The sequence below is a fragment of the Cloacibacterium sp. DMC96 genome, assembly GCF_056313765.1.
Genome location: NZ_JBQUZQ010000001.1, coordinates 1,195,444 through 1,219,661, shown reverse-complemented (window position 1 = coordinate 1,219,661; position 24,218 = coordinate 1,195,444). Strand labels below are relative to the sequence as shown.

Here is a 24,218-nt window from a genome sequence, read left to right as displayed (position 1 = left end):
ATTCAATGAAATTTATCATTACTGATTTTTGTTATAATAAATCTATTCTTTTTTTGATTTTCTTTTTCTCCATTTTTTTATTGAATAAATGATTATTGGAAGCGTCAATAAAAATGGCCAAAGTGCGACAATTTCTAATAAAAAATTGATGAAAAGATTCCAACCATTAGCTAATGAATCTACTAATCTGCTTCCGAAACCAATTTTAGATGTTATGGTATTTCTGGGCTTTTCTTTGGTTAAAGTTAAATCTAATGTGCTGTAATTCACTTGGTCATCTATGTAGCGAAGTCTGCCTTTAGAAGATTCTATTTCTTCTTCTAAACCACGAATTTTTTCTTGAATTTCTAGTAAATCTTTGGTAGAAGCGCTTCGTTTTAATAACTCTCTGTATTTTTCTAGATAAGTGAGTTTATTTTCTAATCTTATGGCTACATCTGTATATTCTTCGGTTACGTCTTCTGCTCGAATGTTTTTCTGTGTTACAGAGCCTATTCCTTCTAAAAAAGAATTAATTAAACCATCAAAATTCTGATTAGGCACTCTAATTTCCATAGAAATGGTCGTTTCTGTTTCGTCATTAGAATAGTTTTCATTCTGAATATAGCCTTTGAAATTTTTAACAACGTTTTGTACTTTTTCTTGTGCAGATTTTATATCACCTACGTCAATCATCATATTTCCATTTTTAATGATTTTTTTGGAAATAGCATTTTGATTTGTTGGTTTTGATGAGTTCGGAGAACTTTCATTTACGCTTACCGCTGCAGAATCCACTAATTTAATTTCTGCGAGAGATGGAGGAGCGTTATAATTTTCAGTTTTTGCGGCAATCATAGGTTCAGAAATCATTGCCAAATCTGCACTAACTGATTTGTCTTTACTACAATTCAAAAAAGAAAGAATTGTAAAAAAATATAAGATTGTTTTCATAGGAAAGAAATTTAAGTTAATTTTCCTATTGCAACTATTGTGCTAAATTTTTCAAAAAATAAAAATCCTTGAATTTATTTCAAGGATTTATGATAAATTTCATTAAATTAATATGGAATTCCGATTTTCTTTAATATAAAAGGCAAAAGCCAAATTGGTCCAACCAATAAAAACTGTAAATCCTTTAAGAAACTCGGTTTTTTACCTTCAATTTTATGACCGATGAACTGAAAAATCCATGTGATAATGAAAATTGAGAGATAAATAATCCAAGAATTTTCTTTAATATGTACATTGATAGCATAGGCAAAATGTTCCATTAAAAGCATTATTAAAAGCATGATTAAAGAAATTCTCCATGAAAGAGTAAAGTAAAAAATAGTTACCAAAAAAAGCGCAACAATACTCGCAACGCTGATGCAACCAAAATAAGATGCGCAAAAATGAGGCGCAGGAATAAGGCTGATAAATCCTACTATGGTAAAGAAAATTAAAGGAACGCAAATCCAGTGAATGAATTTATTGGTTTGGTTTTGGTGACTTTCTGCGTATTCTGCGAAAAGTTGGTCTATTTTTCTCATATTTTTTAAATTTTATTAAAAGTAATAAATCCTTTCTAAAGTCAGAATATTTTTTGAAATTTTAAATTATGTGATTCCTAATTAATATTTTTGCAAAATGAAAGACTTAATGGGACGCGCAATTTGGGATTATTATTACCAAGAAAATCCTGAAGATTTACAAACCGAAACTTCTATCTCAGAACTGGATGATTTGCCAGTTTCTTATCTTTTCAGAGATTATCAAGAAATGAATGCTTTAGAAAAAAAAGCATTGGATTTGTCTTTTGGTAAGGTTCTAGATGTAGGTTCAGGAGCGGGTTCACATAGCCTTTATCTACAAAATGAAAGGAAATTAGAAGTAACAGCACTAGATATTTCCCCAAAATCTATTGAAGTTTGTAAAGCAAGAGGTGTGAAAAATGCGATTTGTGAAGATTTGCTTCAATTTTCTGAAAAGAATTTTGATACCGTTTTGCTTTTGATGAATGGAACTGGGATTTTTCAAAGTTTAGAACACATTGACCAATACTTGCAAAAACTGAAAAGTTTAGTTGCTGAAAACGGACAAATTCTCTTAGATAGTACAGATATTTTGTATATGTATGACCAAGATGAAGATGGTGGAGTTCTGGTTCCTGCAACAGGTTATTACGGAGAATTAGATTATTATTTGTATTACAAAGGAGAATCTGAACTGCCAATGAAATGGTTGTATTTAGATTTTGATACCTTAGAAAATGCTGCGATTGCTAATGGTTTTAAAATTCAAAAAATTGAACAACTAGAAGATTCTTATTTGGCTCAACTTACGTTAAAGTAAGGTTTATTCTGCATTCCAAAGTAGAAAATTGATGATGTCTATTCTTTTTCTTTGGTTTTCATCAAATAAATCTTGAAAAATTTCAAAACGATAAGGAATCGTTAATGTAAACTTATCACGATTGATTTCATCTGTGATTTTAGAAAGTTCTATATAGATTTCATTAGGGATTTGTTTAGAAATTTCTAGAAAAAGTTCGTTGTATTTTTGTCTTTCTTCGTCTGAGATTTTCTCATCAGATAAAAGATTTCCTCTGTTAAAGAAAACTGCGTTGATATCTGGATAAGATTCACCTAAAGACTGCAGAGTAATGGCTTTGTAAAGTTCATCGTCATTAGAAATTTTATTAATTATTTTTAACTCATTATTAATTTTAGCAAAATAATTTATACTTAATTTTTTTAAGTTTTGTTTCAATTCATATGATAAATTTAGACTTTTTCTTTTGTTAAGATAATTTTCTTTTAACTTATATTTTTGTTGCTGATAAAAATTAATTCTTCTATCAAAATCATTTAACAATAAATTTTGAGCTTTAAAATTCCCCAATCCAAAAAATAAAAATAATAGCAGTAGCGGTTTTAGAATTTTCATAAAAATAGTTTTATTAAAAGTAATAAAGATTTTGGAAATTTAACTTTTATTAACCTATAATTTCTATATTTTATTTTTAACTTTATAAGAAATTTAAATCCATGTCTGAAAAAAAATTAGCAGGCTTATGGATTGACCGCCAAAAAGCGATTGTGGTGACCAATCATGATAGCCAAGATGTTTCAGAGTTTAAAATCGCAGGAACTATTGAAACAGAAGTTAAAGATCCTAAATTTTACGAACAGGCGGCACATAGTGCAGAGAATAAGCTTAGAGTACAATTTTTTAAAGAAGTAGGTCAGTTGATTACCAATAGCGAAGAGTTATTTATTACCGGACCGGGTATTTCACAGGAAGAACTGAAAAATTATTTATTAGAGACACCACAATTTAAAAATTTAAAAATAGAGTTGGGTGTTGCTCAAAAAATGGATGAAAATAATGTTCTAAAAGAAGTTATTCATCATTATTCATAAAAAAAATAGCTTGTTGAAAAACAAGCTATTTTTTATTTATAGTTAGATTTTAACCTATTTCAATTCCGTTTTCTACGGTTTCATCAGGCGTTACAAAACTCAATTTTCCATCAGGTTTGGTTGTTAAAAGCAACATTCCTTGAGATTCAATTCCACGGATTTTTCTTGGAGCCAAGTTCAACAAAATCATCACTTGTTTTCCTACCACTTCTTCTGGCGTAAAACTCTCTGCAATCCCAGAAACTACGGTTCTTACATCTACACCAGTATCTACTTTTAGTTTTAATAATTTGTCTGCTTTTTCTACTTTTTCAGCTTCTAAAATAGTGGCAGTTCTTAAATCTACTTTGGTAAAATCGTCAAAAGTGATTTCTTCTTTCATAGGATTTGCTTTAGGATTGGTTTTTGCATTTGATATTTTGGTGTTTTCTAATTTTTGAATTTGGAAATCAATGGTTTCGTCTTCAATTTTTGAGAAAAGAAGAGAACTTTCATTGATTGTGTGTCCTGTTTTTACGAGAACTTTAGCTTTTTCCACTTCTTGCCAAGAAATTTTCTCGGTATTGAACATTTTTAACAATTTTTCCGAAGAAAAAGGCATAAATGGTTCACATAATTGTGCTAAACCAACGGCAATTTGTGCTCCTACAAACAATGAGTTTGCTGCTTTTTCTGGATTGTCTTTAATGGTTTTCCAAGGTTCTTCGGTTTGTAAATATTGATTTCCAAAACGTGCTAAATTCATTAAAGCTGAAAGAGCATTTCTGAATTCATATTTGCTTAGATATTCATTAATTTCTTTTGAAGCTTTAGAAATTTCAGAAAGTTCTTCTGCGTTTTCATTTCCTGCAGGAATCACTCCATCATAATATTTGTGAATGAGCACAGCAACTCTATTGATGAAATTTCCGAAAATTCCTACTAGTTCAGAATTGTTTTTGGTTTGGAAATCCTTCCATGTAAAGTTATTATCCTTAGTTTCTGGTGCTGAAGAAAGCAATGCGTAACGCAAAACATCTTGTTGACCTGGGAATTCTTCTACGTATTCATGCGCCCAAACTGCCCAGTTTCTAGAGGTAGAAATTTTATCATTTTCAAGATTTAAAAATTCAAAAGCAGGAACATTACTTGGCATAATGTATTTTCCATGAGCCTTCATCATTGCAGGGAAAATAATACAGTGGAATACAATATTGTCTTTACCAATAAAGTGAATTAAGTCTGAATCTTCAGATTGCCAATAATCTTCCCAGTTTTTCCCGGTTTTTGCAGCCCATTCTTTGGTAAAAGAAATATATCCAATTGGTGCATCAAACCAAACATAAAGCACTTTTCCTTCTGCATCTGGTAGCGGAACTTGTACACCCCAATTTAAATCTCTGGTCATGGCTCTAGGTTTCAAACCATCATTCAACCAAGATTTTACTTGTCCGTAAACATTAGGTTTCCAGTCGTCTTTATGGCCTTCTAAAATCCACTCGTTTAAGAAATCTTCATATTCATTTAAAGGTAAATACCAGTTTTTGGTCTCTTTAAGTACAGGAACGTTTCCACTCAATGCAGATTTTGGATTAATTAATTCTGAAGGAGAAAGGGTAGAACCGCATTTTTCGCATTGGTCACCATAAGCTCCATCATTTCCACATTTTGGGCAAGTTCCTACAATGTATCTGTCTGCCAAAAATTCGCCAGCTTGTTCATCATAATATTGTTCTGAGATTTCTTCGGTGAATTTTCCGTTTTCGTACATTTTTAGGAAGAAATCTTGAGAAGTTTTTTTGTGATTTTCTGATGAAGTTCTAGAATATTCATCAAATGAAATGCCTAAGTCTTCAAAAGATTTTTTTATGATTGCGTGATATTTATCTACAATATCTTGAGGAGTTACGCCTTCTTTTTTTGCTCTAATAGTAATAGGAATTCCGTGTTCATCTGAACCACAGATAAAAGCAACATCGCTTCCTAATCTTCTTTGGAAACGTGCGTAAACATCAGCAGGAATATATACTCCTGCTAAATGACCGATATGAACGGGACCGTTTGCATAGGGTAATGCAGCGGTAATCATTTTTCTCTTCTGCATGGAAAATTTTTTGCAAAGATAAGGTTTTGTTTGCCTTTTTGGAAAATTTTGACTTGTAGGTTATGATTTTGGTAAAAATTTTCTTTCTTAACATTTGCTTAACATATCAAATTGCTAAACATTCGTTTGAAATATTGCGAAATTCTTTATTGTCTCACCGGTGAGATAATAGATTTTATACTATTGTTAATCAATATTTTAAGTTTTAATTAATACAAAAGTGACTGATTCTTATCATGAATAATTAACAATTTTTATATAAATTTAATAAATATTTAAAAATTTCATAAATTGGCAGTGCCTAATTGTGATAGCAATTATGCGATGTGAAAAATGAATATTAATCCTTAAATTTTATTTTTGTGAGAAACTATAGTAAAGTTTTAAAAATTGCTCCAGCTTTTTTATTGGCAGGAACAATTATGCTAGAAGCTCAACAAAGAGATTCAATCAAACAAAAAGACATTGAACAAGTTGTGCTTATTGGTTACGGTAAACAAAAGAAAACAGACTTAACCGGTTCTATTGCTTCCGTTACAGCCAAAGACTTTAATGGTGGTGCTACTTCGCCAGCTCAATTAATTCAAGGGAAAACTCCAGGGGTGCAAGTTACTACTAATAGTGGTGCTCCAGGAGCAGGAGCTTCAATTAGAGTTCGTGGTACTGCATCATTAAATGGGAATAACGCTCCTTTGATTGTAATTGATGGAGTGCCTCAAGATTTTTCTGGAATTAGTGGTGCTGCAGACCCATTATCTTTAATTAACCCAAATGATATTGAATCATTTGATATTTTAAAAGATGCTGCTTCTACTGCAATTTATGGTAACCGTGCAACGAATGGTGTAATTTTAATTACTACTAAAAAAGGAAGCGCAGGTAAATTCAAAGTGAACTTCTCTACTATGACTTCTGTTTCAACTAAAATGGGAAATGTAGACGTTTTAGATGCAAACGAATATAGAGAATTTGTAAATGCTTATGCTAACGATAACTACAAATCTAAATTAGGAAATGCAAATACTAATTGGCAAAATCTAATTTATCAAGTAGCTTGGGGTACAGATAATAACTTAGTTTTTTCTGGAGGTGTAAAAGGTTTACCTTATAGATTATCATTAGGCTACAATCATCAGAATGGTATTGTTAAAACCAATGAATTTAAAAGAACTTCATTAGGACTTAATTTAAACCCTAAATTTTTTGACAATCACTTAACCGTGAATGTTAATTTAAAAGGTACTTATACAGACAATAGATTTTTACCAGGAGGTGTAATTTCTAGTGCAACTTATTTTGACCCTACTCAACCAGTTTATTCTGGTAACTCTAATTATGGAGGTTATTATGAGTGGTTATTGAATAATGGTCTAAACGTAAATGCTAATGCTAACCCATTAGCAATGTTAGCTGGTAATAGAAACCTTTCATCAGTATATAGAGCTTTAGGTAATATTCAATTAGATTATAAATTCCATTTCTTGCCAGATTTACATTTTAATGTGAATGCTGGTTATGATTATGCAAAAGGTGAGGGAATAAACACTTCATATGCTCAATATAAAGGAGGTTTTGCTAATGGTGGTCAATATAATGAATACTCACAAGAGAAGAAAAACAAACTACTAGAAGCATATTTCAATTATGCGAAAAAAGTTTCTGTAGTAAATATGGATTTAACTGCGGGTTATTCTTACCAAGATTTTTATAATGATGAGCCTTCAAGCATAACTTATTACGGAAAAACAACTATTGCCCCTACAGCTTCTATTCCTAGAGCAAATCAAAATACCTTACTTTCATTCTATGGAAGAGCAATTTTTACTATAGCAAATAAATATATTATTAATGCTTCTGTGAGAAGAGATGGTTCTTCTAGATTCTTTAATGGAACTACAGATTATGTTTGGGGTAATTTCCCAGGAGTTTCTCTTGCTTGGAGATTAGACCAAGAATCTTTTTTAAAAGGAACAGGTGTTAATACTTTAAAATTAAGAGGAGGTTGGGGTAAAACAGGTCAACAAGAATTACCAATAACTTATGGTGCATTCGCTAAGTATAGTGAGAGCCAGATTGGTGCAGAATATCAATTTGGAGGTAATTACTTTACCATGTTCAGACCAGATGTTTATAACCCATATTTAACTTGGGAAACAACAACTACTAAAAACTTAGGTTTAGATTTTGGCTTTGCTAATAATAGAATTTCTGGTTCAGTAGATGTATTTAGAAAAGATACTGAAGACCTATTAGTATACAGTCCAATTGCAGCAGGAGATTTAAGTAACTTCAACTGGTTAAACGTAGGGAATATTAAAAACGAAGGTATAGAAGGAGTTATTAATTTAGTGCCTGTTAAGAATGAAAATACAACTTGGGAATTAGGATTTAATGCAACTCACTATAAACCAATTGTTACTAAATTGATTGAAAACGCTACTAATGATTATTTCATTGCAACAGGTGGTATTTCTGGTGGGGTAGGTAATACTATTCAAGCTCATGCTGTAGGTTATAACCCTAATTCATTTTTAGTATATCAACAAGTTTATGATGTTAATGGAAAACCACTAGATGGAGTATATGTAGATAGAAACGGAGATGGATCAATCAGTGCACAAGATAAGTATTACTACAAATCTACTACACCAGATGCTATCTTAGGATTCTCTACTAAATTAACTCACAAAAATTGGGATTTCAGTATGAGTGGAAGAGCAGTTTTAGGAAACTATGTTTATAATAACGCTGCTTCTAATAGCTCAATTAACTCTGCATTAACAAACGAATATTTACAAAACGTATATTCTACTGCTAAAACTTATGCATTCAAAGGAAATGAGTTGTTCTCAGATATTTTCGTAGAAGACGCTTCTTTCTTTAGATTAGATAATGTAAACCTAGGATATGTATTTAAAGATTTTATCTCTAGTGGAAACAGTCTAAAAGTATACGGAATGGTACAGAATGTATTTGTAATTTCTGATTATTCAGGCATAGATCCAGAGGTATTTGGTGGAATTGATAATGGATATTATCAAATGCCAAGAGTATATTCATTAGGATTTAATTTTCAATTTTAAAAGGTAATTTAAATGAAAACAAATAAAATTAATATAAAAGCAATCGTAGGGACGTTATCTCTTGCCTTATTCTTTTCTTTATCATCTTGTACTAAAGATTTAGAAAGAACACCGATAATTGAAACTACTGGAGATGCTATTTTTTCGGATTTTAATAATTATCCAAACGCACTCGCTAAATTATATGGAGGTTTAGCTCACGGTGGTCAAGAAGCTGGAGGAGGCGGTGCTGATATCAGTGGAATTGACGGGAACTTCTCTCAATACACCAGACAGCTTTTTACCCTACAAGTTCTTCCTACAGATGAAGCTGTAATTGCATGGAATGATGGTACATTACAGACTATTCATAAAATGACTTGGGACTCTTCTAACGAGTTTGTGGCAGCAATGTATTATAGAATTTATACAGAAATCGCTTTTTGTAATGAATTTCTTAGAAATACTACAGATGCTAGATTAACAGCCAATAATATTACAGGAACAAATTTAACTGAAGCTAAATACATGAGAGCTGAAGCTAGATTCTTGAGAGCTCAGTCTTATTATCATGCTTTAGATTTATTTGGAAATGTTCCGTTCGTAGATGAAACTTATTTACCAGGTTCACCTACACCTCCAAAAAGAATCGTAAGAGCAGAATTATACAAATTTGTAGAATCTGAATTATTAGCTGTTGCTAATGAATTAAAAGATCCAAAAACTAATGAATATGGTAGAGCAGATAAAGCTGCTGCTTGGGCATTATTAGCAAGATTATATCTTAATGCTGAAGTATATGCAGGAACTCCTAAATATGCAGATGTAATCACTTATACTCAAAAAGTTATTAATGCAGGTTATGGATTAAAATCTAAGTATGGAGATTTATTCTTAGCAGACAACCATTTAAATAACCCAGAAGTTATTATGCCAGTAGCATTTGATGGCGTTCACATCAAAACCTATGGAGGAACTACTTATTTAGTTCACGCAGCAGTAGGTGGAAAAATGCCAGCAAGCGAATTTGGAATCAACGGAGGTTGGGGTGGTCTTAGAACTACTAAAGCTTATGTTAACCTTTTCGGTGGAGCAGGCACTAATGATAAGAGAGGTAACTTCTACACTAATGGACAAACTTTAGAAATTAATGACCTAAGTAATTTCGCAGATGGTTATGCATTTGTTAAATTTAAAAATGTTACAAGTACAGGTGCTGAAGGTTCAGATGGACCAGCAAAAGGTTCTGGAAACTTTGTAGATGCAGATATTCCTTTATATAGATTAGCAGATGTATATCTTATGTATGCAGAAGCTGTTTTAAGAGGCGGTGGTGGTAGTGCAACAACTGCGCTAGCTTATGTTAATGACTTAAGAGTTAGAGCTGGAGCAACACCTGTTACTTCAATTAATAGAGATTTTATCTTAGACGAAAGAGCTAGAGAATTAGGTTGGGAAATGACTAGAAGAACTGACTTAATTAGATATGGTAAATTCACTACTGCAGCTTATTTATGGCCTTGGAAAGGTGGTGTAAAAGATGGTCAAGCTGTAGGCGATTACAGAAACCTTTACCCAATTCCTGCAAAAGATATTGTTGCTAACCCTAATTTGGTTCAAAACCCTGGATATTAAAATTCAAAATTGTAATTAAAATGAAAAATAACATATTTAAAGGAGTTTTTCTCTTATTAATATCACTTTTGGGAATTATTTCGTGTAGTGATAGAGAGATTGTAACGATTGACAATCAGTCTGCTCCAATTTTAATGGATGTATCTAAAGAATCAGTTTTCTTAGATAAAAACTTCCCAGATAATCCAGCATTTAATGTAACTTGGGATGTTGCAAAATATACTGTACCAGTACAAATTACATATAGAATAGAGGTTTCTGCGGATAATAAATTTACAAAACCTTTTGTATTAGGAACTGTAGGTAATTCTGCGAGAACAGCTACTTTTACAAATGCTCAAATGAATACAGCTGCGCAAACCATTGGTTTAGTAAAAGACGTAGCTGGAACTATGTATATGAGAGTTTCTTCATATCTAGGAAACGGAGAGAGTTTAACCTCTACTTCTAATGTTTCTATGATTAAAATAACACCGTATGAATTAGAATATCCAACTTTTTATTTGGTAGGAGCTGCTTCTTATGTAGGTTGGACTGCTGTAGATGCTCAGGTTTTATATAAATCTTCTAGCAAGTCTATTATTTATACATATCTTGAAGGAGGTCAGCCTTTTAGATTTTTAGGTCAAAAAAATTGGGATCCTACCAATTATAGTATTGACTTATCTGGAACTAGAGAAAATTATAGATACTTCAAACAAGTTTCTTCTAATCTTATCCAAGATGGAGATGAAAATATGAAATTTACAGGGACTACAGGTATTTATAAAATTACGATTAATGCTGCTACAGGTGTTCAATCTCTAGATGTTTCAGCATCACCAATTCCTACATTTGATTTCCCTCAAATTTATATTGTAGGTTCTATTAATGGATGGGATGCTGCTACAGCTCCAGCTATGACTAAAGTTTCTCCAGGAGTGTATGAATATACTGTGAAATTAGAAAGCGCTTCTGAATTTAAATTCTTAGGGCAAAATGCTTGGGGAGATATAGAATGGGGTAATATTATGAAAGATAACACCGGAAATTCTGGTTTCTTAGGACCTAAAGGTGATAATGGTAATATTAAATTCGCAGGTGATGGTAGTAATTATAAGATTACTGTTAATTTAAAAGCAGGAACTTATACAATTGCTAAATAAGCAGTAATTTATAATTTTTAATAAATTTTACTATGAAAAATATATTTAAAATAATTTCAATATTATTATTAATCCCTTTAGTTTTCAGCTCTTGTAGAGATGAGCAATATGATGATAACTGGACATCAGCAGATCCATCATTCACATTGTATAATACTACTCTTACAAGTAACGTATTATATCCTACTATGGAAAATAATCCATTTAGATTAACTTGGGATAATTCATTAGGAGGAACTACTTACAATGTAGTATTTTCTACCACAAGTGATTTTGCTACCAAAATTGCTTTTGGAACATCTAATACCAATTCTTACAGTACTACTATTGGTGCTCTTAATACTGCATTATTACAAGCGGGTTATTCACCTTATGGACTTAAAAAAGTATACTTTAGAGTAGAAGCCGGAACTAATGTTTCAAATCCTGTTTCATTTGATGTAACTCCATATCCTGTTACAGTACCAGTTATTACCAATCCTACTGCAGGTATGTCTTTTGTTTTAGATAAAGATTATCCAGATGATGCTGCACTTACGATGCTTTGGTCAGATTACAACACTTATGGAGTAAATGTTACTTATACGGTAGAAGTTGCTAAAACTGGTTCTACAGAATTTGCAACACTAGGAACAGTACAAAATCTAAGAGTTCTAGAAATTACAAACAAAACATTTAATGATGCTGTTCTTAAATTAGGTTTAACAGCTAATGTTTCTGCTTCAGTAGATATGAGAGTTACTGCTACTACAAAATCTGTAGGTGGAACTATCAATAAAGTTTCTCAAGTGGTTAAAGTAGACGTTACGCCATTTGTTGCTTTCAAAAATCTATTCTTGGTAGGTGATGCTACTGCTGCTGGTTGGAATCCTGATAATAATAACCAAGCGTTATTTAGAGATCCATCTAATACTAATAAATTTTATTTTACTGGTAAATTTGGAACAAGTATGTTTAAATTGCTAGAAGTTTTAGGTAATTGGCAACCTCAATGGGGAATAAAAGGTGGTGCAGTTGCAAATAGTGATGGTGGTGATCCAGATCCATTTACAGTTTCTTCTGGAGGATATTATTCATTTGAAGTAGATATTCTTGCTAAAACTTACTCAATCACTCCATATACAGGAGCAATGACTACTTACACTTCTATAGATCTTGCAGGAGACCTAAATGGATGGAGTGGAAGCACTGTACTTACTCAATCTAGTTTTGATCCTCACCAATGGTACGTAAAAAATGTAGTAGTTTCTACAAATGGTGGTGCTAAATTTAGAGCTAATGGTACTTGGGATGTTAACTGGGGAGCTGGTTCAGAATTCTCTGGTCAAGGTACTCAAGGAGGTGCAAATATTCCTTTAAACGCAGGTACTTATGATGTTTATTTCAATGACATCGATGGAAGATATGTTTTCGTTAAAAAATAATTGATTATAAACAACTAAACCATATTAAAGCCGCATTTTTTGCGGCTTTTTTATGAAATAAAACATATTTTTTTGTATTAATTTTATTGGAATAGTTCAATACTTTGTTTACTTTAGTCTTTCTATTTAATTAGAATAAGAAATACTTAAATTACTGTAAATCAAACAACTTGCTTTATGAAAATTGTGAAAAACAGCGTGCTTTTCCTAATGCTTTCCCCTGCGTTATTTTTGGCACAGTCTCTAAAATCTCCAGACGGAAACTTCGAAATGAATTTTCAATTGAAAAATGGAGTTCCTTATTATCATCTGAATTACAAAGGAAAAACAGTCATAGAAGATTCTAAACTAGGTCTTAGATTGCTTAAAGATAATACCATCGCTTTTGACAATGTCAATAAGCTTCCAGATGGTAAAAATCTCAATTCTGACTTCGAAAAAATTGCAGAAAGCAGAGATTCTAAAAACGAAAATTGGGCTCCTGTTCTTGGAGAAAAAAAATATTACACCAATCATTACAACGAACTTTCGGTTACATTGAATCAACCCAATGAAGACCGAAAAATCATCGTTAAGTTTAGACTTTTTAATGATGGTTTAGGTTTCAGATATGAGTTTCCTCAACAGAAAAATCTTAATTATTTCGTTGTAAAAGAAGAAGATACCGAATTTAACTTCCCTTATGATTTAAAATCCTGGTGGGTTCCTGCAGATTATGACACTCAGGAATATAGACCTACAACCAGTTTGGTTTCTCAAATTTCTACAAAATGGGAAAGCAGTTTTGATAGTAACGCTTCTCAAACTTTGGTTAAAAATGCAGTTCAATCGCCTCTTATGTTGAAAAAAGAGGTTTCTGGTAAAGAAAAACCACTGTATATAAACCTTGCAGAAGCTGCTGTAATCAATTATCCCGCTTCTCATCTTGAAGTAGATTCAGAAAATTTTGACTTCAAAACCCATCTTACTCCAGATGCGCAAGGTGCAAAAGGTTATATGCAAACACCTGCAGTTACACCTTGGAGAACCGTAATCGTTTCAGAAAGAGCAGAAGAAGTGCTAGATTCTAAAATGATTTTTAACTTAAATGAACCAACTAAATACACGGATACTTCTTGGATTCATCCTGTGAAATATATTGGAGTTTGGTGGCAAATGTTCGTTCCAAATCGTGGAACTTGGAATTATACCAATATCGATAATGTACATCTTGGCGTTACAGATTATTCTAAAGCGAAGCCAAACGGAACACACGCTGCGAATAATGACAATGTTAAAAAATATATTGATTTTGCTTCTAAACATGGCTTTGATGCTGTTTTGGTAGAAGGTTGGAATGAAGGTTGGGAAGATTGGTTCGGAAAATCGAAAGAATTTGTTTTTGATTTTATTACACCTTATCCAGATTTTGATATTAAAATGCTGAATGAGTACGCGCATTCTAAAAATGTGAAACTCATTATGCACCATGAAACATCTGCTTCAGCAACCAATTACGAAAGATGGCTTGACCCAGCTTTTAAATTGATGAAAGAACATGGTTATGATGCGGTGAAAACCGGTTACGTAGGAAATATTATTCCTAGAGGCGAACATCATTATTCTCAGTGGATGATTAATCATTATCAAAGAGTAGTAGACAAAGCTGCAGAATATAAAATCATGGTTAATTCTCACGAAAGTGTTCGTCCTAGTGGTTTAAGCAGGACTTATCCGAACTGGATTGCTGCAGAAGCTGCTCGTGGAACAGAATTCGAAGCGATGGGTGGTAACAATCCAGACCATACTACCATTTTGCCATTTACCAGATTTATGGGTGGACCAATGGATTACACTCCAGGAATTTTCCAAACTCAGTACAATTATTATGATGCTAACAATAAAAGCTTTGCCAATACTACTTTAGCTAAGCAGTTAGGATTATATGTAGTGATGTATTCTCCACTTCAGATGGCTTGTGATTTACCAGAAAACTACGAGAGACATTTAGATGCTTTCCAGTTCATCAAAGATGTAGCGGTAGATTGGGATGATACCAAAATTTTATCAGCAGAACCAGGTGATTACATTCACACTGCGAGAAAAGCGAAAGGTTCAGAAAATTGGTTTGTAGGAGGTGTTACAGACGAAAATGCTAGAGATTTCACTGTAGATTTTTCTTTCTTAGAAAAAGGGAAAAAATACGAAGCTACTATTTACGAAGATGGTAAAAATGCAGATTACGAAAAAAATCCGCAGGCTTATCATATTTACAAAAAAGTAGTAACCAATGGTTCTAAAATCAAGATTCACCTTGCAAGAAGCGGTGGTTATGCTATTTCTTTAAAGCCAATTAAATAGAATGATATGAAAAAGCTATTTTCAATTTTTGCCATTGCATTATTCAGTTTTTCTATGGCACAATTCCAAAGAGTAGAACCTGCTTTTTGGTGGAAAGGAATGAAAAATCCTGAGCTTCAGATTTTGTTGTATGGCAAAAATATTGCCCAACAAAACATAGAACTTTCAGATGGAATTCAGATTAAGGATTTAACGAAGGTAGAAAATCCTAATTATGTGTTTATCACCATTAATACTAATGAAATTAACACACCTCAATTTAAAATCTTCCTTAAAAATGGCAAAAAAACCATTGGTACATATCAGTATGAATTGAAGGAAAGAACTCCTAATTCATCTGCGCGTGAATCTTATACTTCTAAAGATGTTTTCTACCTAATTATGCCAGATCGTTTTGCCAATGGCGATGAAAAAAATGATTCTAATAAATCTCTCATCGAAAAAGCAAACAGAAAAAGTGAAGGTAGAAGACATGGTGGTGATTTAAGAGGAATTATCAATAATTTAGATTATCTTAAAAATCTTGGAGTGACTACACTTTGGCTTACTCCAGTTTGCGAAGACAATGAAAAAGCGTATACCTATCATGGTTATGCACAGACTGATTTATATAAAATAGATGCGCGATACGGAAGCAATGAAGATTACCGCGAACTTTCTACTGAGCTCAAAAAAAGAGACATGAAATTGGTGAAAGATTATGTAACCAATCACTGGGGAGTTTCGCATTGGTTGATTCAGGATTTACCAACTAAAGATTGGATTCACTGGTTTGAAGATGGGAAGAATGGTTTCAAGCGTTCTAACTACAGAACCAATTCTCAAATGAATCCTTATGCTGCTGATGTTGATAAAAAAGTAGCTTTAGATGGTTGGTTTGATACCACAATGCCTGATCTTAACCAAAGCAATCCATTGGTTTTAAAATATTTAATTCAAAATGCAATTTGGTGGATTGAATATGCGCAATTGGACGGTTATAGAGTAGATACTTATCCGTATAATGATAAAGATGGAATGGCAAAATGGTGTAAAGCCATTACAGACGAATATCCAAACTTCAATATTGTAGGTGAAACTTGGATGTATGACCCAGCTCAGATTGCTTTCTGGCAAAAAGATTCTAAAGTAGGCGAAATAGAAAATTACAATTCTAATTTACCTTCGGTAATGGATTTTATGTTGTATGAAAACCTTCCAAAAGCTTTACAAGAAGAAGAAAATTGGGACAAAGGAATGATTAGACTTTACAATTCTTTTGCCAGTGATTTCTTATTCCCAAATCCTAAAAACATGATGGTTTTCTTCGAAAATCATGATACTCCTAGAATCAATGAAATGTTCAACGGAAATCCTGCTTATTATAAATTGGCATTAACGATTGTTTCTACCATTAGAGGAATTCCTCAATTGTATTATGGTTCAGAAATAGGAATGCGTGGTGATAAAAACAAAGGAGACGCAGACATCAGAAGAGATTTCCCAGGAGGATGGAAAGGTGATGCTCAAAATGCTTTTGTTTCCAGAACACCAGAGCAAAATGAGTTTTTTGATTATACCAAAAAAATATTAAACTGGAGAAAGTCTAAAGACGTAATCCACAATGGGAAAACCAAAAACTTTTCGCCAGAGAGAAATGTTTACGTTTATTTCCGTTATAATGATGAGGAAAAAGTAATGGTAGTCATCAACAGTAGTGATAAAGAGCAAACCATCGAAATGAATAGATTCCAAGAAATAGTTCCTTCTAGTTTTACAGCAAAAGATGTAATGAAAGATGCTACGGTTCAAATTAAAGATTTGTTAACTATTCCTGCAAAATCTTCATTGATTTTAGAAATAAATAAGTAAATTCGTTAAAAACAAATAAAAACTATAGTATATGAGTAATACACAGAAAAAACCACTCTTGTCTTTCTGGCAAATCTGGAACATAAGTTTTGGTTTTTTGGGAGTGCAAATTGGCTATTCTCTTCAGAACGCGAATACCAGTAGAATTCTTTCGGCAATCGGTGCAGATGTACATCATTTAAGTTATTTTTGGCTAGCAGCTCCTCTTGCAGGACTTTTTGTACAACCCATTGTAGGTCTTTCTAGTGATAAAACTTGGACGAGATTAGGTCGTAGAATTCCATTTATTTTAGGTGGAGCAATTGTTTCTGCATTGGCTATGTTTTTTATGCCGAACTCAGAGCATTTTGCACAATTATTTCCTGCCGTTTTCTTTGGTGCTATGATGTTGCTTTTCATGGACGTTTCTTTTAACGTTACCATGCAACCATTCCGTGCTTTGGTAAGTGATATGGTAGACGAATCTCAAAGAAATAAAGGATATTCTATCCAAAGTTTTTTAATTAATGTAGGAGCAGTTTTCGGTTCACTTTTACCATTTTTATTAACATGGTGGGGAATTGCAAACGAACCAGAAGCTGGTCAAAAAGTAGCACCTACGGTAATTTGGTCTTTCTATATTGGTGGAGCGGTTTTATTGGCTTCTGTTTTATGGACTTCTTTTAGAACGAAAGAATATCCACCAGAAGAATATGCGAAATATAATAATTTAGAAGAAAAAGAAAACGAAAATCCAGAAAAAGTAAGTTTCTTTACTTTGATTAAAAATGTACCAAACGCCATGAAACAATTGGCTGTTACACAGTTTTTTTCATGGTTTGCATTATTTTTAATGTGGGTTTACACTACACAAGGAATTGCTCAAAATATTTGGGGAACTACAGATGCTACCTCTAATGCTTTCAACGAAGCAGGAAACTGGACAGGTGTAATCTTTGCTGCTTATAGTGTTTTTGCCGCTTTATTCTCTTTAGTGATTACTCCATTAGCAAATAAATACGGAAGAAGAAATGTTTATGTTGTTTCTTTAATTTTAGGTGGTCTTGGTTTGTTATCTATTTTGTTTATCAAAGACAAAAACCTATTATTCTTACCAATGATTGGAGTAGGTATAGCTTGGGCAGCTATTTTAGCATTGCCTTATGCCATTTTATCTTCTAAACTTCCAGCAAAACAAACAGGAGTTTACATGGGAATTTTTAATGCTACCATTACTATTCCACAAATTGCTGCTGGTTTATTAGGTGGAGTTTTACTTTCTGCTTTAGGTGGAACAGCTATTAACATGGTTGCTTTAGCAGGTGTTTCTATGGCAGTTGCAGGGATTGCAGCACTTTTAGTCATTAAAGAATAATCTTCTCAGAATATTCACTTCAAAATCCACCAAATTTTGGTGGATTTTTTTATTATCTTACATCAATGACTTCTGCTTTTGATTAGGCTAACTTTGCAGTATAAAATTGATAAATATTTAAGTATGAAAACAATATTACATAAAGCAAGCGAAAGAGGATTTCAAAATCATGGTTGGTTAGTTGCCAATCACAGTTTTTCTTTTGCAAATTATTACAATCCAGACAAAGTGCATTTCGGGAATTTAAGAGTTCTAAATGACGATTTTGTAGAAAAAGGAATGGGTTTTGGGATGCATCCACATGCAAATATGGAAATTGTGACTATTCCATTAAGTGGAGAGTTGCATCACCGCGATTCTATGGGGAATTTTGGAGCAATTAAAAAAGGCGAAATTCAGGTAATGAGTGCAGGAACAGGAATTCAACACAGTGAATTTAACGGAAGTAAAGAACAACCCGTAACTTTATTGCAAATTTGGGTCATTCCTAATAAAATGGGAGTAGAACCAAGATATGACCAATTGAAAATTTCTGACAATGCCATTGATAATGAATTTCAACAGATTGTTTCTCCTAATCCTAATGATGAAGGAAGTTGGATTCACCAAGACGCTTGGTTTCACTTAGGAAATTTCACCGAAAAATCTTCTAGAACTTATCAAGTCAAAAAAGAAGGAAATGGAGTTTACGTTTTCGTTATTTCAGGAAGTGTAAAAATAGGCGAAACTATTCTTGGACAAAGAGATGCTTTAGGAATTACAGAAACGGAACATTTTGATTTAGAAATAGATAAGGATTCTGAAATTTTATTGATTGAAGTTCCAATGGAATTGCCTAAAATCTAAAAATTAAGTTAAAATTGAAGAGCAATGAAGAAAAAATATTTTTTCTGTTGCTTTTTGTCAATAAAAAATATAATTTTGCGAAATCAAATTCCAAACAAATTGAATATTAAATCGCAACATTTTAGCTCTTGTACATTCCAAGAAATTGGGAAGCTAAAATACGCAGCAAAATAATTGAGGCCGATAATCAGAACGATTGTCGGCTTTTTTTATATCGTTTATTTTTGATTTTCAATGCGTTTGCAGTTTGAAATAAATCTAGTAAAAACCTGAATCTTGCAGGTGAAAGTCCTGCAAGTCATTCAGAAAAAAACCAAAAAGAAAAATGAATAATACGTATAAATCAGCTGGCGTAGACAAAGAAGAAGGCTATAAAACCGTAGACAAAATAAAATCTGCTGTTGCCGAAACGCACAATAAAAATGTACTGAACAATCTAGGAAGTTTTGGAGCTTTCTATGAAATTGGTGGCTATAAAAATCCTGTTTTGGTTTCTGGAACTGATGGAGTAGGAACCAAATTAAAAATTGCATTAGATACCAAAAAATATGATTCTATTGGTGTAGATTGTTTCGCGATGTGTGCCAATGATATTCTGTGTCATGGTGCAAAACCTCTATTTTTCTTAGATTATTTAGCTTGTGGAAAACTAGATGCAGATGTAGCAGCAGAAATTGTTCTAGGAATGGTAAATGCTTGCAAAGACAATGAGTGCGCATTAATTGGTGGAGAAACTGCAGAAATGCCAGGAATGTATCAACCAGGAGATTATGATGTGGCTGGTTTCTGCGTAGGAATTGTAGAAAAAGACCAAATTATTGATGGTTCTAAAATAAAAACGGGTGATAAAATCATCGCTTTACCAAGTTCTGGTTTTCACAGCAATGGTTTTTCATTGGTAAGAAAAATTTTCCCGAATTTTGAAGAAGAATTCGAAGGGAAACCTTTATATGAAACACTTTTAGTTCCTACCAAACTCTATTACAAAGACGTTTTTAAACTGAAAGAAAATGTAGAAATTTCAGGAATTGCTCATATTACAGGTGGCGGTTTAATCGAAAACGTTCCAAGAATTATTCCGAATGGATTATGTGCGAAAATTGACACTTCTAAAATCCAAATTCCAAACGTAATGTTAGAATTAGAAAAACGTGGAAACATCGAAAGAATGGAGATGTTTGGTACTTTTAACATGGGAGTAGGAATGGTTATAGTAGTAGATGAAAGCCTTGCCGAAAAAGCACTTTCTTTAATCGAAGACGCTTATTTAGTAGGCGAAATAGTAGAAAACGAAGAGAAAATTCAATTAATATAGAAACGAGATTTTAGATAAGAGATATCAGACAAAAATCTGAAATCTGAAATCTGAAATCTGAAATCTAACATGAAAAATATTACAGTTTTAGTTTCGGGTTCTGGTAGCAATTTACAGCGAATCATTGATTGTATTGATAATGGAGAAATTCCAAATGCTAAAGTCAGTTTAGTGGTAGCGGACAGAGATTGTTATGCTTTAGAAAGAGCCGAAAATCATCACATTCCGAATCAACTTATCAAAAGAGGAAAAGATTTCTCTGAAAATTTAGAAAAACTTTTGCCCGAAAATACAGATTTGATTGTATTAGCTGGTTTTCTATCGATTCTGAGCAAAGAATTTTGTGAAAAATACAACGGAAAAATCATCAATATTCATCCTGCCTTATTGCCAAAATTCGGTGGAAAAGGAATGTGGGGACATCACGTTCACGAAGCGGTAATTGCAGCCCAAGAAAAAGAAAGTGGTGCAACCGTTCATTTTGTGACTTCTGGAATTGATGAAGGCGAAATTATTCTTCAAGGGAAATTTGAAATTGCAGAAAATGAAACTCCAGAAACTTTAGCACAGAAAGTTCATCAAATCGAGTACGAGATTTTTCCGAAAGCGATTGATTTGGTTTTAAATAAAAGAGTTCCATAGGAACGACCGATTTTGCAGAATTGGAATTCATTCCAAGGATTTAATAAAAAAAGTATAAATAAAAATGAAAAAACGAGCATTAATCAGTGTCTCCAACAAAAGCAATCTTATTGATTTTGCCAAATTTTTAGAATCTAAAAATTACGAACTCATTTCTACGGGTGGAACCTTCAAACATCTTAAAGAAGCGGGACTTAACCCAATTCAGATTGATGAAGTGACCAATTTTCCTGAAATGTTAGACGGAAGAGTAAAAACCCTTCATCCAAAAGTTCATGGTGGACTTCTTGCGGTTCGTGATAACGAAGAACACATGAAAACCGTTCAGGAACACGGAATAGAGCTGATTGATATGGTGATTGTAAACCTTTATCCGTTTTTCGAGAATGTAAATAAAGAAATTTCTTTAGAAGAAAAAGTAGAATTTATCGATATTGGTGGACCATCAATGCTTCGTTCTGCAGCTAAAAATTTCGCTTCTGTGACTGTAGTTACCGATGTGGAAGATTACGCAAAAGTTCAACAAGAGATTTCAGAATATGGCGATACTACTTTAGAAACCCGTAAAAAATTGGCAGGTAAAGTTTTCAACTTAACTTCTGCTTATGATGCTGCAATTTCTCAAATGTTGTTGAATGAAGAATATCCTGAATATTTACAGGCTTCTTACCAAAAAGTTTCTGATTTAAGATACGGCGAAAATCCTCATCAATCGGCAGCGTATTACGTTTCTACTACTGAAAACGGTGCGATGAAAGATTTCGAAATTTTAGGAGGTAAAGAGCTGTCTTTCAATAATTTGAGGGATATGGATTTATGCTGGAAAGTGGTGAATGAATTTAAAGATGAAATGGCTTGTTGTGCCGTAAAACATTCTACACCTTGTGGAGTTGCCATCGGAAATTCTGCTTTAGAAACGTATACCAAAACTTTCGAATGCGACCCGATTTCTATTTTCGGGGGAATCATCGGAATGAATTATAAAGTAGATGCTGCAACTGCGGAAGAACTCAACAAAACTTTCCTTGAAATTGTAATGGCAACTGATTTTGATGAAGAGGCGCTAGAAATTTTGAGAAAAAAGAAAAATCTTAGAATTATAAAAATCAAAAATCCAGTTTCAGACAAAAAAACTTGGGTGAAAATAGATGGTGGAATTTTGGTTCAAGATGTAGATGACCAATTTTCTACAGATTTTAAAGTAGTTACAGAAATCCAACCAACAGAACAGCAAGAAAAAGCACTTTTATTTGCTCAAAGAGTGGTAAAATATGTGAAATCTAACGCTATAGTAGTTTCAAACGGAATTCAAGCTTTCGGAATCGGAGGTGGACAAGTCAATAGAATTTGGGCTACAGAACAAGCGATTTCTAGAGCTAAGGAAAAATTTAGTGGCGATTTAGTTCTCGCTTCAGATGCATTTTTCCCTTTCAGAGATGTGGTAGATTTCTGTGCTAAAGAAGGAATTACAGCGATTGTTCAACCAGGAGGTTCTGTAAAAGATGAAGATTCTATTGCAGCTGCAAATGAACATAAAATTCCAATGATGTTCACAGGAATGAGACATTTCCTGCATTAATCAAATCAATTTTTTAGCAACTAAAAAATATGTATATCGCAAATTTTATAGAAATTTTATAACAAATCGTTCATAGGATTTCGTAAATTTGTAAGAAACCAAGTATCATATGAAATCGCTATGATTAGCAATAACAGACCTTAATAATTATTCAGCGATTGCATATGACCTTTGAAAAACAATAAATAGCTACATATGAAAGTATTAATAATAGGAAACGGAGGTAGAGAATCTGCTATTGCAAAAAAATTATCAGAAGACAAAAGAATCAGTCAAATGTTTTTTGCAAAAGGCAATGCTACAACAGAAAATTTAGGTAAAAACTTGCCTTATGAGAGTGTAGCAGAGTTAAGAGATTTTGCTCTTAGAGAAAAAATAGATTTCACATTCGTAGGTCCAGAATTACCTTTAGTTAATGGTATTGTAGACGAATTTCAGAAACATAATCTCAAAATTTTTGGACCAACAAAACGTGCCGCAGATTTAGAAGGAAGCAAGGCTTTTTCTAAAAAATTTATGCAAGATTATGGCATCAGAACAGCCAAAGCTGCTATTTTTGATTCTTATGTAGAAGCAGACCAATATATCCAAAATCATTCTTATCCTTTGGTGATTAAAGCAAGTGGTTTAGCAAGCGGAAAAGGAGTAGTGATTTGTGAAGACAAAGAAACTGCGCATCACACTTTGCACCAATTCATGATAGAAAGAATTTATGGAGATGCTGGAATAAAAGTTGTCATTGAAGAGTTTTTGCAAGGTTTCGAAGCGTCCATTATTGCTTTTTGGAATGGCGAAAAAGCTTTTCCATGTGTTTCTGCCAAAGATTATAAAAAAGTAGGAAACGGAAATACTGGCGCAAATACTGGTGGAATGGGAACTGTAGCTCCAAGTCCAGAATTTACGGCAGAGCATTTAGCAGATTTTAATAAAAATATTTTAGAACCTACCGTTAAAGGAATTAAAGACAAAGCACTTGATTTTGTAGGGATTATATTTTTTGGCGTTTTGGTACAAGATAATCAATGTTATTTGTTAGAATATAACATGAGATTTGGCGATCCAGAAACGCAAGTAATCATGGCACTTTTAGAGAATAATTTGTTAGATGTTATCCATGACTGTATCGAAGGAAAAGATTTAGATTTACAGTTTTCAGACAAGAAGGCGATTTGTCTCGTGATGTGCTCTGGCGGTTATCCTGGGAATTTTGAAATCGGTTACGAAATCCAAGGTTTAGATAAGGTAAAACACAGCAATGTTCTCTTTGCTGGAGCAGAGCAAATTGCAGGAAAAGTAGTCACCAATTCAGGTAGAGTACTTAATGTGGTTGCAACTGGCGATACTTACGAAGAAGCACGCGAAAAAGTCTATGAAGATGCTAAAACGCTTCATTTCGACTACGCATTTTACAGAGAAGATATCGGAAAATTTTAATAAAATGAGGGAATTTTCCCTCAATTTTTTTAGGAGCTAATCCTGCTTTCCGCACTCGCTTTTTTAGAAATTTTTGCCTTATAAATTCATCTAGAAATTTCTAAAAAGAGCTCAGACAAATG

Annotated in this window: 18 protein-coding genes; 14 read left to right on the top strand and 4 right to left on the bottom strand. The window is 32.9% G+C overall.

Going from position 1 to position 24,218, the window contains the following annotated elements:
- Positions 1-42 precede the first annotated feature (42 nt).
- Positions 43-933, bottom strand: coding sequence for a DUF4349 domain-containing protein (locus tag ACT53I_RS05405; RefSeq protein ID WP_476078785.1), 891 nt, complete (start codon positions 931-933; stop codon positions 43-45).
- A 107-nt stretch (positions 934-1,040) separates the two neighbouring features.
- Complete coding sequence (locus ACT53I_RS05400) at positions 1,041-1,514, bottom strand: Mpo1 family 2-hydroxy fatty acid dioxygenase (protein ID WP_476078784.1); 474 nt, start codon at positions 1,512-1,514, stop codon at positions 1,041-1,043.
- 97 nt (positions 1,515-1,611) lie between these two features.
- Between ACT53I_RS05400 and ACT53I_RS05395 the strand changes: the two genes are divergently transcribed.
- Positions 1,612-2,316 (top strand): class I SAM-dependent methyltransferase, encoded by a 705-nt coding sequence (locus ACT53I_RS05395; RefSeq protein WP_476078783.1) that lies wholly within the window; start codon positions 1,612-1,614, stop codon positions 2,314-2,316.
- A 3-nt stretch (positions 2,317-2,319) separates the two neighbouring features.
- On the opposite strand, the gene ACT53I_RS05390 is transcribed toward ACT53I_RS05395, so the two are convergent.
- Positions 2,320-2,910 carry a hypothetical protein gene (locus tag ACT53I_RS05390; RefSeq protein WP_476078782.1) on the bottom strand — a complete coding sequence of 197 codons (591 nt, stop codon included), beginning with the start codon at positions 2,908-2,910 and terminating at the stop codon, positions 2,320-2,322.
- Positions 2,911-3,011: 101 nt separating this feature from the next.
- Here ACT53I_RS05390 and ACT53I_RS05385 point away from each other — a divergent pair, with 101 nt between their 5' ends.
- Positions 3,012-3,386, top strand: coding sequence for a hypothetical protein (locus ACT53I_RS05385; protein WP_374449760.1), 375 nt, complete (start codon positions 3,012-3,014; stop codon positions 3,384-3,386).
- A gap of 49 nt (positions 3,387-3,435) precedes the next feature.
- On the opposite strand, the gene metG is transcribed toward ACT53I_RS05385, so the two are convergent.
- Positions 3,436-5,469 carry a methionine--tRNA ligase gene (metG, locus tag ACT53I_RS05380; protein ID WP_476078781.1) on the bottom strand — a complete coding sequence of 678 codons (2,034 nt, stop codon included), beginning with the start codon at positions 5,467-5,469 and terminating at the stop codon, positions 3,436-3,438.
- A gap of 362 nt (positions 5,470-5,831) precedes the next feature.
- Between metG and ACT53I_RS05375 the strand changes: the two genes are divergently transcribed.
- From ACT53I_RS05375 to purD, 12 genes are all read left to right on the top strand, one after another.
- Entirely contained in the window at positions 5,832-8,552 is a 2,721-nt protein-coding gene (locus ACT53I_RS05375) for a SusC/RagA family TonB-linked outer membrane protein (protein ID WP_476078780.1), read from the top strand.
- A 12-nt stretch (positions 8,553-8,564) separates the two neighbouring features.
- Entirely contained in the window at positions 8,565-10,166 is a 1,602-nt protein-coding gene (locus ACT53I_RS05370) for a RagB/SusD family nutrient uptake outer membrane protein (protein ID WP_476078779.1), read from the top strand.
- Positions 10,167-10,186: 20 nt separating this feature from the next.
- On the top strand, positions 10,187-11,311 hold the full coding sequence (locus tag ACT53I_RS05365) for a SusE domain-containing protein (protein WP_476078778.1): 1,125 nt from the start codon (positions 10,187-10,189) through the stop codon (positions 11,309-11,311).
- 32 nt (positions 11,312-11,343) lie between these two features.
- The gene (locus ACT53I_RS05360) at positions 11,344-12,735 is read left to right on the top strand and encodes a SusE domain-containing protein (RefSeq protein ID WP_476078777.1); all 1,392 of its coding nucleotides are present in this window, start codon (positions 11,344-11,346) and stop codon (positions 12,733-12,735) included.
- Positions 12,736-12,912: 177 nt separating this feature from the next.
- Entirely contained in the window at positions 12,913-15,075 is a 2,163-nt protein-coding gene (locus tag ACT53I_RS05355) for a glycoside hydrolase family 97 protein (RefSeq protein ID WP_476078776.1), read from the top strand.
- Positions 15,076-15,081: 6 nt separating this feature from the next.
- A complete protein-coding gene (locus ACT53I_RS05350; RefSeq protein WP_476078775.1) occupies positions 15,082-16,926 on the top strand; it encodes a glycoside hydrolase family 13 protein in 1,845 nt (614 codons plus the stop codon).
- Positions 16,927-16,957: 31 nt separating this feature from the next.
- Positions 16,958-18,280 (top strand): MFS transporter, encoded by a 1,323-nt coding sequence (locus tag ACT53I_RS05345; protein ID WP_104793774.1) that lies wholly within the window; start codon positions 16,958-16,960, stop codon positions 18,278-18,280.
- A 123-nt stretch (positions 18,281-18,403) separates the two neighbouring features.
- Entirely contained in the window at positions 18,404-19,126 is a 723-nt protein-coding gene (locus ACT53I_RS05340) for a pirin family protein (RefSeq protein WP_476078774.1), read from the top strand.
- Positions 19,127-19,451: 325 nt separating this feature from the next.
- Positions 19,452-20,441, top strand: a complete 990-nt coding sequence (gene purM / locus ACT53I_RS05335; RefSeq protein WP_476078773.1) for a phosphoribosylformylglycinamidine cyclo-ligase — start codon at positions 19,452-19,454, stop codon at positions 20,439-20,441.
- A 69-nt stretch (positions 20,442-20,510) separates the two neighbouring features.
- Complete coding sequence (gene purN, locus ACT53I_RS05330) at positions 20,511-21,083, top strand: phosphoribosylglycinamide formyltransferase (RefSeq protein WP_476078772.1); 573 nt, start codon at positions 20,511-20,513, stop codon at positions 21,081-21,083.
- 64 nt (positions 21,084-21,147) lie between these two features.
- Entirely contained in the window at positions 21,148-22,662 is a 1,515-nt protein-coding gene (gene purH / locus ACT53I_RS05325; protein ID WP_476078771.1) for a bifunctional phosphoribosylaminoimidazolecarboxamide formyltransferase/IMP cyclohydrolase, read from the top strand.
- Positions 22,663-22,857: 195 nt separating this feature from the next.
- Positions 22,858-24,096 (top strand): phosphoribosylamine--glycine ligase, encoded by a 1,239-nt coding sequence (purD, locus tag ACT53I_RS05320; protein ID WP_374451102.1) that lies wholly within the window; start codon positions 22,858-22,860, stop codon positions 24,094-24,096.
- The last annotated feature ends 122 nt before the right edge of the window (positions 24,097-24,218 follow it).